Raw genomic sequence first — 15433 nt, 5'->3', positions numbered from 1 at the left:
CGGCTGCCCCGGAAACGGGCCTCTCGCCCGGGAAAAATGCGGTCCGAAGGACAAAAAGGAGGAATTTCTTACGGATTTTGCCTAAAAAAGCGTATCTTTATGAAGTTTTGCTGCGCCGACGGCCGGCATGACACCAAGCCGAGCTTCACACTAATCTTAACCAATAAAAACAAACGATGAAAAAATTCCTTTTGTCGGCCTTTGCGCTCACTCTGGCAGGGTCCGGCTTCGCGGCGGCAGATCAGCCCGCGATCGTTCCCGTACCCCAACAGGTCACCAGCAACGGCTCGAAAGCCATCACCCTGACGGCCGACAGCCGTATCAGCATTCCACGCTCGGACAAGGCGCTGCGCGGTGCCGTGGAGCTCTTCTCCCGACAGATTGCCCGGGAAGCAAATCTTGCGCTGAAGGTCGTCGAGAAGCCTGAGGGCGATATCCGTCTGGCCATCGATCCGAAGCTCGGCGAAGAGGCCTATCGGCTCGACATTACGAAGCAGGGTGTCGATATCCGGGGCGGAGCGCCGGCCGGAGTCTTCTACGGACTGCAGACGCTGCGGCAGTTGCTGACCCAGTATGGCGCGACGCTCCCCGAGGTGACGGTCGAGGATGCCCCCTCGTTCGGATACCGCGGGGCGATGCTCGACTGCTGCCGCCACTTCTTTTCGGTCGACGATGTCAAGACCTTCATCGACATGCTGGCCCTGCACAAGATCAACCGTTTCCACTGGCACCTGACCGACGATCAGGGCTGGCGCATCGAAATTCACCGCTATCCCGAACTGACGCGCGTCGGTTCGCAGCGCGCCGAGACGGTCCTCGGACACAACTCGCCGGCCTGTGACGGCATTCCCTACGGCGGCTACTACACCCAGAAACAGATCCGCGAAGTGGTGGCCTATGCCGCCGAACGGTTCGTCACCGTGGTTCCCGAGATCGAGATGCCGGGCCACGCTTCGGCCGCTCTGACAGCCTATCCCTGGCTGGGCTGCGCCGGCGAAGGATACGAGGTGCAGCCCCACTGGGGTGTCTTCCCCGAGGTCTTCTGCGCCGGCAAGGACTCAACCTTCGAGTTCATGCAGAACGTGCTGGCCGAGGTGATTGAACTCTTCCCCTCGGAATACATCCACGTGGGCGGCGACGAGTGCCCGAAAGATAACTGGAAGATCTGCCCCAACTGCCAGAAGCGCATTCGCGACGAAAAGCTCAAGGACGAACACGGACTGCAGAGCTATTTCGTCCTGCGCATGGAGAAGTGGCTCAACGAGCACGGACGCCACCTGATCGGCTGGGACGAGATCCTCGAGGGAGGCATCTCGAAGAGTGCCACCATCATGTCGTGGCGCGGCGCCAAGGGAGGCATCGCCGCAGCCCGTTCGGGCAACAAGGTGATCATGACGCCCAACACCCACTGCTATCTGGACTACTACCAGACCGAGCAACCCCTGGGCAACGAACCGTGGGGAATCGGCGGATACGTTTCGGTCGAGAAGGCTTACTCGCTCGATCCCTACGATCAGCTGACCGAGGCCGAGCGCCCCTACATCCTCGGCGTACAGGGCAACATCTGGACCGAGTACATGGCCTCGCTGGCCCACGTCCAGCACATGGTGCTGCCGCGCATCGCCGCACTGGCCGAGGTGGGATGGGCATACGACCGCCGCGACATCAACGACTTCCGCCGCCGCATGGAGAATCTACGCAAGATCTACGAGCGGTGCGGATACCGCTACGCCCCCTACTTCTTCGAGAAACCCGTGGCCGGAGAATAGCGCTGAGACACAGAACTACCGGCTGAAGCACCGGAAACAACAGAGGGGGGGGGCGCAGGCGATACCGGCACGACGGGCCCTTCCCCCCCCGACAAAAAAGCGGAGATCCCCGAAAGGATCTCCGCTTTTTCCTGCCGCAGACGGCGCCTATTCAACGTCGTGCGGGAAATACTTCATGTACTGTACGCGCTGGAAGAATTCGCCCTGCGACGAGCCGTAGTCCATCCGTCCGCGGAAGGACTCCAGCGTATCGAAACCGTGGCGCGCAGCCCACTCGTCGACGAAGCGGCCGATCTGCCCGATCACCTCATAGCCGTGCTTGTGGATGGCCGTGCAGACCTGAACGGCCTTCGCGCCGCACAGCAGCGCCTTGACGGCCGCCGCACCGTCGTGCACACCCGTCGAAACGGCCACGTCCAGCTGCGGCAGGACGTGCGAACAGAGGGCCGTGCTCCGCAGCACGTTGCGCAGTTCGCTCGGCTCGCTGAAGGGATCGGCCGGCTGGAGAGTCATCTTTTCGATGTCGATATCGGGTTCGAAGAAGCGGTTGTAGAGCACCACGCCCTTGGCACCGCGGGCCAACAGCGTGTCACACGTCGAGAGGACGTTCGTCAACCGCATCGGGAGCTTGACCGATACGGGGATCTTCACCGCCGAGGCCACCTTGCGCACGATGTCGGCATAGTGCTGCTCGATCTGCGCGGCCGAAGCGTGACGGTCCGTTGGCAGCACGAAGATATTCAGTTCGAGGGCCGAGGCGCCGGCAGCCTCCATCGACGTGGCGTAGTCGATCCACGCCTCGCCCGTGCCGATGCAGTTGATGCTTCCGATGACGGGCACCCCCAGGGCGGCGGCATCCTTGACCAGTTGCAACAGTTCGGACTTGTAGGCGTCACCCAGATAGCGTTCGAGATACTCGCCGGCATCCCCGTAGCCCTCCATCTTGTCCAGCGAGGCGGCCTGACGGTAGATCTGCTCCTCGAAGATCGACTTCAATACGACGGCGCCCGCCCCGTGGCGTACGCACTCCTCGATATGGGTCTTGTTCGACGTGTAGGGCGAACTGCTCACAACGACCGGACTCGAAAGTTCGAGTCCCAGGTATTCGGTTTTCATCTTTCTATGCGTTTTTTGGTAATCCGTTATACAAAAGGAATCTTCACCACCTCGGCGCGCACGGGCTTCTCGCGGATGATGACATCAACCTGCGTGCCGACTTTGGCAAAGGGAGTCTCGACGTAGCCCAGCGCCACGCCCACCTTCAGACACGGCGACATGGTGCCCGAGGTGACGTGGCCGATCGCACGCCCTTCGGCATCGGCCAGCGCGTAGCCGTGGCGCGGAATGCCTCGCCCGACCATCTTCAGTCCGACGAGCTTGCGTGCAACGCCCTCTGCCTTCTGGCGCTCCAACAGCGGACGGTCGATGAAATTCTTCCCCTCGGCGAACTTCGTGATCCAGCCCAGCCCCGCCTCGATAGGTGAGGTTGTGTCGTCGATGTCGTTGCCGTAGAGGCAGAAGCCCTTCTCCAGGCGCAGTGTGTCGCGCGCTCCCAGACCGATATTCTTCAGTCCGTACTCGGCACCGGCCTCCCAGAGGGCCTTCCACAGCCGGGCGCCATCCTCGTTGGCCACGTAGATCTCGCAGCCTCCGGCACCCGTGTAGCCCGTGATCGAGAGGATCGCCCGGCAGCCGGCCACCTCCATCTTGCGGAACGTATAGTACTCCATCTCCTCGACCGGCTCCGTGCACATCTTCTGCACGATCTTCATGGCCAGGGGTCCCTGTACGGCCAGCTGGCAGATCTCGTCCGAAGCGTTGTAGAGCTCCTTGCCGGCTCCGGCCTCCATACCGAACTCCTCGCCGCCCACGCGGCAGATGTGCGCCCAGTCTTTCTCGATATTGGCGGCGTTGACGCACAGCATGTAGGTCTGGGCGTCGATGCGGTAGACCAGAATGTCGTCGACGATGCCTCCGCGGCCGTTCGGCATGCACGAATACTGCACCTTGCCGTCGTAGAGCTTCGACACGTCGTTGGTTGTGATACGCTGCAGTAGCGCCTCGGCCTTGGGTCCCTTGACCCAGATCTCGCCCATGTGGCTCACGTCGAAGACGCCCGCACCCTGACGCACGGTCATGTGCTCGTCGGTGATGCCCGTGAACTCGATGGGCATGTTATAACCCGCAAATTCGGCCATCCTGGCCCCTGCGGCGATGTGATAATCGGTAAATACGGTGGTTTTCATATCAGGTGTTTGGTGGTTACTCGCGACGTTTCACGCCCAGACGCGGACAGCGGTGGAACTCCTTCGTGCGGTCGAACAGGTAGCGGTAGGTCGTGTGGACCTTGTGGCGCGTGGCGCAGACGTAGGTCTCGATCATGCGGTTCATCACCGGGTTGAAGTCGCCGATCCACGCCAGCTCCATCGTCTTGTAGGGGTTCTTCGTCAGCTCGAGGAACTCGTAGTACTTGACCATGATGGCCGACTCGACCCCCTTGCCGTGGAATTCGGGCGTAATGCCGAAGATCACCCCGAAGATGCGGTCGCACGACTTGCGCACCTTCAGGTCCCACATCAGGCGCAGCTTCTGCCACAGCCCGAACTTGCCGTTGAACTTGCCGATCAGGCGGTTCAGGTCGGGCACCGTGATGAAGAAGCCGATCGGCTCGTCGTTGAAGTAGGCGAAGAAGATGATGTTCGGGTCGATGATCGGCTTCATCTCGTGGACCATGGCCAGCGCCTCCTCCTGCGTCATGGGCTTCACCCCCGAAAAGAGGGCCCAGGCCTTGTTGTAGATCACGCGGAAATTCTCGGCCGCCTCCTCGAGATTCTTCATGTCGATGTGCTCGACGCGGTAGCCCGGCACGGTATAGAGCCGCTTGGCGCGGGCGAAGATCTGCTTGTTGGCCTCCGAGTTGTTCACGCGCCAGATGAAGCTGTGCTGGTTGAAGTAGTTGCGGAAGCCGTAGTTTTCGAACAGATCCTTGTAGTAGGGCGGGTTGTAGGGGTTCTTGTAGAGGGGCTGGAACTCATAGCCCTCGACCAGCAGGCCCCACCAGTCACGGCGCTGTCCGAAGTTCACCGGGCCGTCCATGGCCTCCATGCCGCGGCTGGCGAGCCACATCCGTGCGGTGTCGAACAGCAGGTTGGCCACCTCCTGGTCTTCGATCGATTCGAAGAAGCCGCAGCCGCCCGTGGGCTGCTCCTCCAGAGCGGCCTTTTCGCGGTTGTAGAAGGCCGCGATACGGCCCACGACCTCGCCCCGTGCGTTGCGCGCCACCCAGCGGATGGCCTCGCCGTCGGCAAACAGGTCGTTGCGCCGGAGGTCGAAGACCTCCAGCACGTCGACGTCCAGCGGGCAGACCCAGTTGCGGTTTCCCTTGTAGATGCGTTTCGGGAGGTCGAGCCACTCGCGCTCGACAGTCGGCGTCGTAACCTCCTGCAACGTATATTTCTCCTTATTCATCGGCTTGAGCGTTAAATTCGATGTTTACAACGTTCAAAGGTAACAATTTTTTCCTTATTTTTGTTCATCTGCCAAATTTCCGAATCCGAATGAACAAAAGCCTCGAACAATACATGTCCGACGGGAGCAAACTCCCCTATCGGTTCATGAAATACCGCATCCACAAGATCCTGCTCGTCTGCTGCAGCTACGACGGCTACATCCTCGAGGAGGACGGCCACATCGAATCGCAGATCAACCAGGAGTACATCGACCTCAACATGTCGAACCCGCCGTCGCTCACGCGCGTCAGCTCGACGGCCGAGGCGCTCGAGGCCCTGGCCGAGGACGACTCCTACGACTTCATCCTGACGATGTACAACGTCGGCGAACCCGACGTCTTCGCCTTCGCCCACATCGTCAAGGAGCGCCATCCGCAGATCCCCGTAGCGCTGCTCACCTCCTTCTCGAAGGACATCTACCGCCGCATCGAGGAGCAGGACCACTCGGGCCTCGACTACCTCTTCTCGTGGCACGGCAACACGGACCTGATCATCGGTATCATCAAACTCATCGAGGACAAGATGAACGCCGACGAGGATATCCTCGAGGGGGGCGTGCAGGCCATCCTGCTGGTCGAGGACTCGATCCGCTTCTACTCGACCTACCTGCCCGAACTCTACAAGCTGATCCTGCTGCAGAACACCGAATTCCTGAAGGACGCCTTCAACGAACAGCAGCAGGTGCTCCGCAAACGGGCCCGTCCGAAGATCCTCCTGGCACGCAGCTACGACGAGGCCGTCGAACTCTACGACCGCTACCACAAGAACCTGCTCGGCGTAATCTCCGACGTGGGGTTCGTCCTCCACCGCAACGCCCCCTCCGAGAGCGAGAAGCTCGACGCCGGAATCGACCTCTGCCGCCGCATCAAGCAGGACAATCCGCTGATGCCCGTGCTGCTGCAGTCGTCGCAGACCTCCTTCCGCGAACAGGCCCGGGCGCTCGGCGCCGGCTTCATCGCCAAGAACTCCAAGACGCTGCTCTCCGAGCTGAGCGACTACATCGCCAAGGAGTTCGCCTTCGGCGACTTCGTCTTCGAGGACCCCGAGACCGGCGCCGAAATCGGCCGCGCCAAGGACCTCACGCAGATGCAGCAGATGATCGCCACGATCCCCGACGAGGCCTTCGAGTACCACACCTCGCAGAACCACCTCTCCAAGTGGCTCTATTCGCGCGGACTGTTCCCGCTGGCCGCCTCGATCCGCCAGTACAACAAGAGCCACTTCTCGTCGGTCGAGGAGCACCGCCGCGTACTGGTCAACCTGATCCGCGACTACCGCACGCTGCTCGGTCAGGGTGTCGTGGCACGCTTCGACCCGGAGACCTACTCCGATGCCGTGGCCTTCGCCCGCATCGGCGAGGGTTCGCTCGGCGGCAAGGCCCGCGGCCTGGCCTTCATGAACTCGATGCTCACCAAGCACCGCCAGTACGACAAACACGAGAACGTCCGCATCATGATCCCCCGCTCGGTGGTCATCGCCACGGAGTATTTCGACGAGTTCATCCACCGCAACGGCCTGCAATACATCATCTCGCAGGACTTCTCCGACGAGGAGATCCTCTCGGAATTCGTCACCTCGACCGTGCCGCAGCGCCTGCAGGAGGAGCTGAAGGCCTACATCCGCACGGTCCGCACGCCGCTGGCCATACGCTCCTCGTCCAAACTCGAGGATTCGCACTACCAGCCCTTCGCCGGCATCTACTCCACCTACATGATCCCCTACACGCCCAACGAGGATCAGATGCTGCGGCTCGTCCTGCGCGCCGTCAAGAGCGTCTACGCCTCGGTCTACTTCGCCGCCTCGAGGGCCTACATCGCCTCGTCGCAGAACCTCATCTCGGAGGAGAAGATGGCCGTCATCATCCAGGAGGTCTGCGGCACGGAACAGAACGGGCTGTGGTTCCCGACCTGCTCGGGCGTCGCCCGCTCGATCAACTACTACCCGATCGGCGACGAACAGCCCTCGGACGGCGTCTGCAACCTGGCCATGGGTCTGGGCAAACTGGTCGTCGACGGCGGCCGCACGCTGCGCTTCTCGCCCCACTACCCGCAGAAGGTGCTCCAAACCTCGACCCCCGAACTGGCGCTGAGCGACACGCAGACCGAGGTGCTGGCCCTGAGCCTGCGCCCCGAGGAGTTCCGCACCTCGATCGACGATGCGGTCAACCTGCGCCGCCTGACGCTGCGCGAAATCGGCGACTACCGCAACTCGCGCTACGTCTGCTCGGTCTGGGACCGCGAGAACGAACGCATCTCGGACAGTCCGTTCGACCGCGGGCGCAAGGTCATCACGTTCAACAACATCCTCAAGTACAACACCTTCCCGCTGGCCGAGATCATCTCGGACATCCTCCGCATGGGGGCCGAGGAGATGCGCTGCCCGGTAGAGGTGGAGTTCGCCGTCAATATGGACGTCGCCCCCGGCCAGCAGCAGATCTTCAACCTGCTGCAGATCCGCCCGATCATCGACAACCAGGACAACCGCGCCATCGACTGGTCGAAGGAGGACCCCGCCCGGGCACTGATCTACGGCGAACAGGCCCTCGGCATCGGCATGATGGCCGACCTCGCGGACATCATCTACGTCAAGAGCGACGCCTTCGACTCGCTCTCGACCGAAAAGATCGCCGACGAACTGCTCCAGCTGAACAACCGCATGCGTGACGAAGGACGCTCCTACATCCTCGTCGGACCGGGCCGCTGGGGATCGTCGGACCCCTATCTGGGCGTTCCCGTCAAGTGGAACCACATCTCCGAGGCGAAGGTCATCGTCGAGTGCGGCATCGAGAAGTTCGAGGTCGAGCCCTCGCAGGGGACCCACTTCTTCCAGAACGTCACCTCGCTGGGGGTGGGCTATCTGACGATCAGCCCCTTCCGCGGCGACGGCATCTTCCGCGAAGAGGAACTCAACGCCCGCAAGGCCCTCTACGAGGGGGTCTATCTGCGTCAGGTGCGCTTCGAACACCCGCTCTGGGTCTGCATCGACGGGCGTTCGAGCAAGGGCATGATCCGGGAAGCACAGAAAGACTAAAATTTTCCGAAATTTTCCCGAAAAAAGTTACAATCCATAAGAAATATTGCTATATTTGTAACAGAAGAATACCAAACCTAAAAACTTCAAAGCTATGAACGTAAACAAAATCATGACGGAACTCGAGCGTAAGCACCCCGGCGAAAGCGAATATCTGCAGGCCGTACGCGAAGTGCTGATGACCGTCGAGGAGGCCTACAACCAACACCCCGAATTCGAGGCCAACCGCATCGCCGAACGGATCGTCGAGCCCGACCGCATCTTCACGTTCAAAGTCGTATGGGTAGACGACCGCGGCGAGGTGCAGACCAACCTCGGCTACCGCATCCAGTTCAACAACGCCATCGGCCCCTACAAGGGCGGTCTGCGTTTCCACCCCTCGGTCAACCTCTCGATCCTCAAGTTCCTCGGTTTCGAGCAGATCTTCAAGAACGCCCTGACGACCCTGCCGATGGGCGGCGCCAAGGGCGGCTCGGACTTCAACCCCAAGGGCAAGTCGGATCGCGAAGTGATGCGCTTCTGCCAGGCCTTCATGACCGAACTCTGGCGCCACATCGGTCCCGAGACCGATGTCCCGGCCGGTGACATCGGCGTCGGCGGCCGCGAAATCGGTTATCTCTACGGCATGTACCGCAAACTCGCCCGCGAGAATACCGGCGTACTGACCGGCAAGGGCATGACCTACGGCGGTTCGCTCATCCGTCCCGAGGCTACGGGCTTCGGCGCCGTCTACTTCCTGCGCCAGATGCTCCAGAAGGCCGGCATGGATATCAAGGGTCAGACGATCGCCATCTCGGGCTTCGGCAACGTCGCCTGGGGTGCCGCCAAGAAGGCCACGGAACTCGGCGCCAAGGTCGTGACGCTGTCGGGTCCCGACGGTTATGTCTACGATCCGGACGGTCTGAACGACGAGAAGATCAACTATATGCTTGAGCTGCGAGCCTCGAACAACGACGTCGTGGAGCCCTACGTGCAGAAGTTCCCCGGTGCGAAGTTCTTCGCCGGCCGCAAGCCCTGGGAGGTCAAGGTCGACATCGCCATGCCGTGCGCCACGCAGAACGAGCTGGACGGTGAGGATGCCAAGAAGCTGCTGGCCAACGGTGTGAAGATCGTGGCCGAGGTTTCGAACATGGGCTGCCGTCCGGAGGCCATCGACGCCTTCATCGCCGCCAAGATCCCCTACGGACCGGGCAAGGCCGTCAACGCCGGCGGCGTGGCCACCTCGGGGTTGGAGATGACGCAGAACGCCCAGAAGCTCAACTGGACGGCCGAGGAGGTCGATGCCAAGCTGCACCAGATCATGTCGTCGATCCACCACGCCTGCCTCGAATACGGCACCGAAAAGGATGGCTACATCAACTACATGAAGGGCGCCAACATCGCCGGCTTCATGAAGGTGGCCAAGTCGATGGTCGAGCAGGGCATCCTGTAACTCCGCGACTCTCCGAAATACGAAAGGCCGTCCGACATCGGACGGCCTTTTTTGTGCGATCGCCCCCCCCCGAAACGGCTCCGGCGGGAAAATGCTTATGCTGAAAAATGCAGGGTTCATCATCAAACTCCGCCGGATGGTTGAATTTATTTGATGCTGTCGATGCGGTGTTCTACCTTTGGTTGCAGTCAAACCTCTAAACACGTTACGGATTATGACACACATTCGGAAAATCACCAACACCCTGGCAGCCGTAGCACTGGCCTGCCTGACGCTGGCCTCGGCAGCCTGCTCGGACGATGACGACAACAACACCCCGGCTCCCGACAAGCAGGGAGAGGCCCTGACGCTTCAGGATGTCGCCGGGAGCTATGCCGGAACGTTCGACTTCACGGCCGAGCCCAGCGAACTGAACCCCAAACCCGAACCGCAGACCGGTATCGCCGTTTCGCTCGAGGTGACCGAGAAGGGCACGCTGCATTTTGCCGAGTTCCCGGCCGCCACGCTGGTCAAGGCGCTGCTCGCTGATTCCGCCTCGGACGTGATCGCGATGCTGGGGACGGTCACCTACGACGCCACGATCGGTACCCCGACGGCCGACGCCTCGAAACTCACGGCCGCACTGACGACCCCCGATCTGGTGATCTCGCTGATGGCCGGCGCCCTGAAGGTGCAGATTGCGATCGAAGCCCCCGAGCAGCTCTCCTACACGAAGGAGGGCAATCTGGTCTTCACGCTCAAGACCCTCCGCTGCACGCTTGGCGACGGAGCCCCGATGGATCTGGTCAACACACTGACGTTTACGGTTCAAAAGCAGTAGACCGCAGGACGTCGGACATCGTGGAGATGCGGCCCGCTGCCGGACGGCCGGTGACGAGCGATGGTGCAAAACGCCGCCAGGCCCCGCCGACAAGCGACAACAGGTCACGCTTCCCGTCTCCGGAGAGGGGCGGCAACAGGGAAACGCCGCCGGCCGGGCCCTCTCCCGATTCCGACGATCCGCGCCGAAAAAAAGGGCTGTCCCCGATTGGGTACAGCCCTTTTTCATGCCTTGTCGGCCAACGGCTACAGACGCGCCTTGATCGCTTTGGTGGCCTCCTCGTAGCCCGGCTTCTCGAGCAGGGCGAACATGTTCTTCTTGTAGGCTTCGACACCCGGCTGGTCGAACGGATTGACACCCAGCAGATAACCGCTGATGCCGCACGCCTTCTCGAAGAAATAGAGCAGCGAACCGATCACCTCGGCCGTTACGGCCGGAATCTCCACCCGCAGGTTGGGAACCCCGCCGTCGACGTGAGCCAGCTGCACGCCCAGTTCGGCCATGCGGTTGACCTCCGAGATACGCTTGCCGGCCAGGTAGTTCAGACCGTCGAGGTTCTCCGGATCGGATTCGATGACCACCTTAGCAGCGGGCTGCGCTACGGAGATGATCGTCTCGAACATCTCGCGCTCACCCTGCTGGATGTACTGTCCCATCGAGTGCAGGTCGGCCGTCAGCGTCACGCTGGCCGGGAAGATACCCTTGCCCTCCTTGCCTTCGCTCTCGCCATAGAGCTGCTTCCACCACTCGTTGATGTACTGCAGACGGGGTTCGTACGAACCGAGGATCTCGATCTTCTTGCCGCTCTGGTACAGCAGGTTGCGCACCACGGCGTAGATGGCCGAGGGGTTCTCGGCAAAGGGAACCTCCTCCGAGGTGGCCTTCTCCATCTCCTGTGCACCGCGCACCAGCGCCCGGACATCCACGCCGGCCACGGCCAGCGGCAGCAGTCCCACGGGGGTCAGCACCGAGAAGCGGCCGCCCACGTCGTCCGGAATGACGAAGGTCGGATAACCCTCCTTCGTGGCGAGCGTCTTCAGTGCGCCGCGCGCCTTATCGGTCACGGCCACGATCCGCTCGGCAGCACCCTGCTTGCCGTAACGGCGCTCAATCTCGGCCTTGATCAGGCGGAAGGCGATGGCCGGCTCGGTCGTCGTCCCCGACTTCGAGATGACGATCGCAGCAATCGAGTGCTCCTTCACAGCCTCGAGCAGTTCGGCCGTATAATCCTCCGAAATATTCTGTCCGGCAAAGAGCACCGTCGGGTTCCTGTGCTCCTTGTGCAACAGCTCGAAGGGGTTGCTCATCGCCTCCAGAACGGCCTTCGCACCCAGATACGAACCGCCGATACCGATGCAGATCACCACGTCGGCCCGGGCGCGCAGTTTGGCCGCCTCGGCCTCGATGGCGTCGAGATCCGCCTCCGTGATCGACGACGGAAGGTGAATCCATCCCAGAAAATCGTTGCCGGCACCCTTGCCCGAGTGCAGCAGGGCGTTGGCAGCCTGCGCCTTGGCCTCCATCTCGGGGGTGATCTCCACACCCGCCTTCGAGATGTCCAGTTTTACGTTTTTCATATGCTTGTCAAATGAGTTTGGTTGTCAACAGTTGCATCTCGCGCCGGGCCGACGTCCCTTCGTAAAGCACGCGGTAGACCATCTCGGCGATGGGCATCTCGACGCGGTGGCGCGTATTGATGTGGCGGATGCAGTCGGCGGCGAAGTAACCCTCGGCCACCATCGTCATCTCGTTCAGCGCGCTCTTCACCGTGCAGCCGTGGCCGATCAGCAGTCCCAGCCGGCGGTTGCGGCTGTAGGTCGAGTAGCAGGTCACCAGCAGGTCGCCCAGATAGGCCGAGACCAGCGTGTTGCGGCGGTCGGGATAGCTCTCCTCCAGGAAGCGCGTCATCTCACCCGCCGAATTGGCAATGAGCACCGCCAGGAAGTTGTCGCCGTAGCCGAGCCCCACGGCCAGCCCGACGGCCAGTGCGTAGATGTTCTTCAGTATGGCTGCATATTCAATGCCATAGAGGTCGGTCGAGTAGCTCAGGCGGATGCTCTCGCCGGCGAAGCGCGTCCCGATCAGGCGGGCATTCTCCGGATCGGTGCAGACGACCGTCAGATAGGAGAGCTTTCCGCGCGAGACCTCCTCGGCGTGCGACGGTCCCGTAAAGAGCCCCAGCTGTCTGTAGGACAGACCGTAATGATCATGCACATACTCCACGACGGTTTGGTAGTCGCCCGGGACAAGGCCCTTGATGGCCGAGACGATGAACTTCTCCTTGAGCGAAACGGTCAGCGGCGCCAGGAAATCCTTCAGGTAGGCCGACGGCGTGGCCAGAATCACGATGTCGGCGCGGCTCACCACCTCATCCAGATCGTCCGACACGGCGAGCGTCGCGGGATCGAACTCCAGATCGCTCAGATAGCGCGGATTGCGCCCCTCGCGGCGCAGCGAGGCGAGCACTTCCGGGTTGCGGACATACCATCCCACGCGTTGTCCGTTGGCGGTGAGCAACCCCACCAGAGCCGTAGCCCAGCTTCCATAGCCGATCACCGCACATCGCGCGTCGGTTCCGATTTTGTATTCCATGCAGAAATGCGTTTATTCCACAAACGTTTATTCTACAAAGATAGCAAAATTTGGGAATACCGTCCAACTTTTTGCACGGCTTCGTCGCTCCGCAGCCATTTTCCACAGGCCGCTATCCGGTGCAGCCCCTCTTCTGAAAACGACAAAATCGACGGTCGATGAAAAAAATACGCCCCGTGATGCTCCAATTTCCGAGGGTTTTTGCTACCTTTGTCCAGATATGTCCGCACGCGGGGGCCCGAAAGCCGAATACCCCGCGTATCCAATTGACAATAAACGATTTTAGAAAACATACAGAGTTGGGTGTAGCCTTATGGGAATCTTTTCTTTGACACAGGAGCTGGCCATCGACCTCGGAACGGCCAACACGCTGATAATCCACAACGGCAAGGTCGTTGTCGACGAACCCTCGATCGTCGCCCTCGACGTCCATACCGGCAAACTCGTCGCCATCGGACAGCAGGCCCGCCAGATGCACGAGAAAACCAATCCGAACATCAAGACCATCCGTCCGCTCAAGGACGGCGTGATCGCCGACTTCAACGCCACGGAACTCATGTTACGCGGCATGATCAAGAAGGTCAAGACCTCCGGAAGCCTCTTCGCCCCGTCGCTGCGCATGGTCATCTGCATCCCCTCGGGTTCGACCAACGTCGAGATCCGCGCCGTGCGCGACTCGGCCGAACACGCCGGCGGCCGCGAGGTCTACATGATCTACGAACCGATGGCCGCCGCCCTCGGAGCCGGCCTCGACGTCGAAGCACCCGAAGGCAACATGGTCATCGACATCGGCGGCGGTACGTCGGAGATCGCCTGCATCTCGCTGGGCGGCATCGTCTGCTCGGAATCGATCAACACGGCCGGCGACGTCTTCACCAACGACATCCAGAGCTACGTCCGCCAGCAGCACAACATCCGCATCGGCGAGCGTACGGCCGAAGCCATCAAATGCTCGATCGGCGCCGCCGTCTCCGACCTGGAGGAGGAGCCCGAGGATTTCGTCGTCACGGGCCCCAACATGCTCACGGCCCTGCCCCAGACCGTCTCGCTCTCCTACAGCGAGATCGCCTATGCCCTCGAGAAGTCGCTCACCAAGATCGACGCCGCCCTGATGAAGGTCCTCGAGTCGATGCCCCCCGAGCTCTATGCCGATATCGTCAAGAACGGCATCTACCTGGCCGGCGGCGGCGCCCTGATCAAGGGACTCGACCGCCGTCTGAGCGAGAAGACCGGCCTTCCGTTCCACATCGCCGAAGACCCCCTGCGTGCCATCGCACGCGGCACAGGCATCGCCCTGAAGAACATCAACCGCTTCTCATTCCTCATGCGATAGGGAATCGGCTGACACATATTTGTTTACGGATTGCGGGCCTCGGTCCGCAATCTGAATTAAGGATCTATCCACATTTTTAACCGCGAATCACCTTGCGAAAGCTGATCGAGTTCATACGGAGCATCTATGTGGCGGTGCTCTTCGTGGTGCTGGAAGCCGTGGCCATCGGCTGCTACGCCCACTCCTCGAGCTACACCCAGGCCCGACTGCTCGCCCGCTCGAATCAGGTTGCGGGCGGGGTCCACGGTCTCTTCGCCGGCATCCGCCGCTACCTCTTCCTCGGACGCGAAAACCGGGATCTGGCCGACCGCGTCGCCCGGCTCGAAGAGCAGCTCGCCCAGTACCAGGAGGCCGAAACCGCCGCCCGGCTCGACTCCTACATGCAGGACATCGGCGAATCGAGATACCACTTCGCCACGGCCGTCGTCGTCGGCAACACCCTCAACCGCATGCAGAACCTCCTGACACTCAACCGCGGCCGCAAGGACGGCATCGAGGAGGAGATGGCCATACTGGCCCCCGACGGAGCCATGGTGGGCTACGTCGTCGCCTGCACCGAACGCTACTCCGTGGCCATGTCGGTGCTCAACACCTCGTTCCGCACCAGCGGCAAGATCGCTGACACGGACTACTCCGGATCGATCTACTGGGACGGCACCGACCCCAGTACGGTCACGCTGGGCGAACTCTCGAAGTATGCCGAACCAAAACCCGGCCAGGAGGTCGTTACGGCCGGTCTGTCGGAGTACTTCCCCGCCGACGTGCTGATCGGCTGGGTCGAAAGCGCCGAACTGAACGAAACCAAAACCTCCTACACCGTACGCGTGCGGCTGGCCGCCGAGATGTCGCGTCTGAACGAGGTGATCCTCGTCGCGGACCGCGACCGCTACGAAATCCGCGAGCTGCAGCAAAGCGATCAGGTCGAACAACATACCCGCTTGAACTGAC

Annotated in this window: 11 protein-coding genes; 6 read left to right on the top strand and 5 right to left on the bottom strand. The window is 61.4% G+C overall.

Translation table 11 applies throughout. The features are described 5' to 3' along the window. Positions 1 to 176: 176 nt before the first annotated feature. Positions 177 to 1769 carry a beta-N-acetylhexosaminidase gene (locus PUQ42_RS03270; protein WP_273370957.1) on the top strand — a complete coding sequence of 531 codons (1593 nt, stop codon included), beginning with the start codon at positions 177 to 179 and terminating at the stop codon, positions 1767 to 1769. 147 nt (positions 1770 to 1916) lie between these two features. Here the strand turns inward: PUQ42_RS03270 and PUQ42_RS03265 are convergent, their stop codons facing one another. The 3 genes from PUQ42_RS03265 to PUQ42_RS03255 are packed head-to-tail and all read right to left on the bottom strand — an operon-like array spanning position 1917 to position 5237. Beyond that, complete coding sequence (locus PUQ42_RS03265) at positions 1917 to 2885, bottom strand: dihydroorotate dehydrogenase-like protein (RefSeq protein WP_273370955.1); 969 nt, start codon at positions 2883 to 2885, stop codon at positions 1917 to 1919. Between the two features lie 26 nt (positions 2886 to 2911). Next, on the bottom strand, positions 2912 to 4015 hold the full coding sequence (gene gcvT, locus PUQ42_RS03260; protein WP_273370952.1) for a glycine cleavage system aminomethyltransferase GcvT: 1104 nt from the start codon (positions 4013 to 4015) through the stop codon (positions 2912 to 2914). Positions 4016 to 4031: 16 nt separating this feature from the next. Continuing rightward, positions 4032 to 5237, bottom strand: a complete 1206-nt coding sequence (locus PUQ42_RS03255) for a hypothetical protein (RefSeq protein ID WP_273370949.1) — start codon at positions 5235 to 5237, stop codon at positions 4032 to 4034. Positions 5238 to 5326: 89 nt separating this feature from the next. Here PUQ42_RS03255 and PUQ42_RS03250 point away from each other — a divergent pair, with 89 nt between their 5' ends. From PUQ42_RS03250 to PUQ42_RS03240, 3 genes are all read left to right on the top strand, one after another. Continuing rightward, entirely contained in the window at positions 5327 to 8308 is a 2982-nt protein-coding gene (locus PUQ42_RS03250) for a PEP/pyruvate-binding domain-containing protein (RefSeq protein ID WP_273370946.1), read from the top strand. Positions 8309 to 8402: 94 nt separating this feature from the next. Continuing rightward, positions 8403 to 9740, top strand: coding sequence for an NADP-specific glutamate dehydrogenase (gene gdhA / locus PUQ42_RS03245; RefSeq protein ID WP_087309877.1), 1338 nt, complete (start codon positions 8403 to 8405; stop codon positions 9738 to 9740). A gap of 214 nt (positions 9741 to 9954) precedes the next feature. Continuing rightward, positions 9955 to 10560 (top strand): DUF4840 domain-containing protein, encoded by a 606-nt coding sequence (locus PUQ42_RS03240; protein WP_122120301.1) that lies wholly within the window; start codon positions 9955 to 9957, stop codon positions 10558 to 10560. 245 nt (positions 10561 to 10805) lie between these two features. Here PUQ42_RS03240 and PUQ42_RS03235 read toward each other — a convergent pair whose 3' ends face one another. After that, positions 10806 to 12137: a glucose-6-phosphate isomerase gene (locus tag PUQ42_RS03235; RefSeq protein ID WP_122120300.1), complete on the bottom strand. Its 1332-nt coding sequence runs from the start codon at positions 12135 to 12137 to the stop codon at positions 10806 to 10808. Positions 12138 to 12144: 7 nt separating this feature from the next. After that, entirely contained in the window at positions 12145 to 13152 is a 1008-nt protein-coding gene (locus PUQ42_RS03230; RefSeq protein ID WP_087405129.1) for an NAD(P)H-dependent glycerol-3-phosphate dehydrogenase, read from the bottom strand. Between the two features lie 313 nt (positions 13153 to 13465). Between PUQ42_RS03230 and PUQ42_RS03225 the strand changes: the two genes are divergently transcribed. Next, entirely contained in the window at positions 13466 to 14485 is a 1020-nt protein-coding gene (locus tag PUQ42_RS03225; protein ID WP_087309869.1) for a rod shape-determining protein, read from the top strand. Positions 14486 to 14577: 92 nt separating this feature from the next. Beyond that, positions 14578 to 15432, top strand: a complete 855-nt coding sequence (gene mreC, locus PUQ42_RS03220; RefSeq protein ID WP_122120298.1) for a rod shape-determining protein MreC — start codon at positions 14578 to 14580, stop codon at positions 15430 to 15432. Position 15433 lies beyond the last annotated feature (1 nt).

Source organism: Alistipes megaguti (assembly GCF_944320325.1).
Taxonomy (GTDB): domain Bacteria; phylum Bacteroidota; class Bacteroidia; order Bacteroidales; family Rikenellaceae; genus Alistipes; species Alistipes megaguti.
Note: the sequence above shows the minus strand (reverse complement) of the source record. Positions and strands in the feature narration are given on the sequence as shown.

Coding starts and splice junctions, on each gene's coding strand:
- PUQ42_RS03255 (WP_273370949.1), bottom strand. CDS start 5,237: ATGAATAAGGAGAAATATACGTTGCAGGAGGTTACGACGCCGACTGTC.
- gcvT (WP_273370952.1), bottom strand. CDS start 4,015: ATGAAAACCACCGTATTTACCGATTATCACATCGCCGCAGGGGCCAGG.
- PUQ42_RS03270 (WP_273370957.1), top strand. CDS start 177: ATGAAAAAATTCCTTTTGTCGGCCTTTGCGCTCACTCTGGCAGGGTCC.
- PUQ42_RS03225 (WP_087309869.1), top strand. CDS start 13,466: ATGGGAATCTTTTCTTTGACACAGGAGCTGGCCATCGACCTCGGAACG.
- PUQ42_RS03240 (WP_122120301.1), top strand. CDS start 9,955: ATGACACACATTCGGAAAATCACCAACACCCTGGCAGCCGTAGCACTG.
- PUQ42_RS03265 (WP_273370955.1), bottom strand. CDS start 2,885: ATGAAAACCGAATACCTGGGACTCGAACTTTCGAGTCCGGTCGTTGTG.
- PUQ42_RS03250 (WP_273370946.1), top strand. CDS start 5,327: ATGAACAAAAGCCTCGAACAATACATGTCCGACGGGAGCAAACTCCCC.
- PUQ42_RS03230 (WP_087405129.1), bottom strand. CDS start 13,152: ATGGAATACAAAATCGGAACCGACGCGCGATGTGCGGTGATCGGCTAT.
- gdhA (WP_087309877.1), top strand. CDS start 8,403: ATGAACGTAAACAAAATCATGACGGAACTCGAGCGTAAGCACCCCGGC.
- PUQ42_RS03235 (WP_122120300.1), bottom strand. CDS start 12,137: ATGAAAAACGTAAAACTGGACATCTCGAAGGCGGGTGTGGAGATCACC.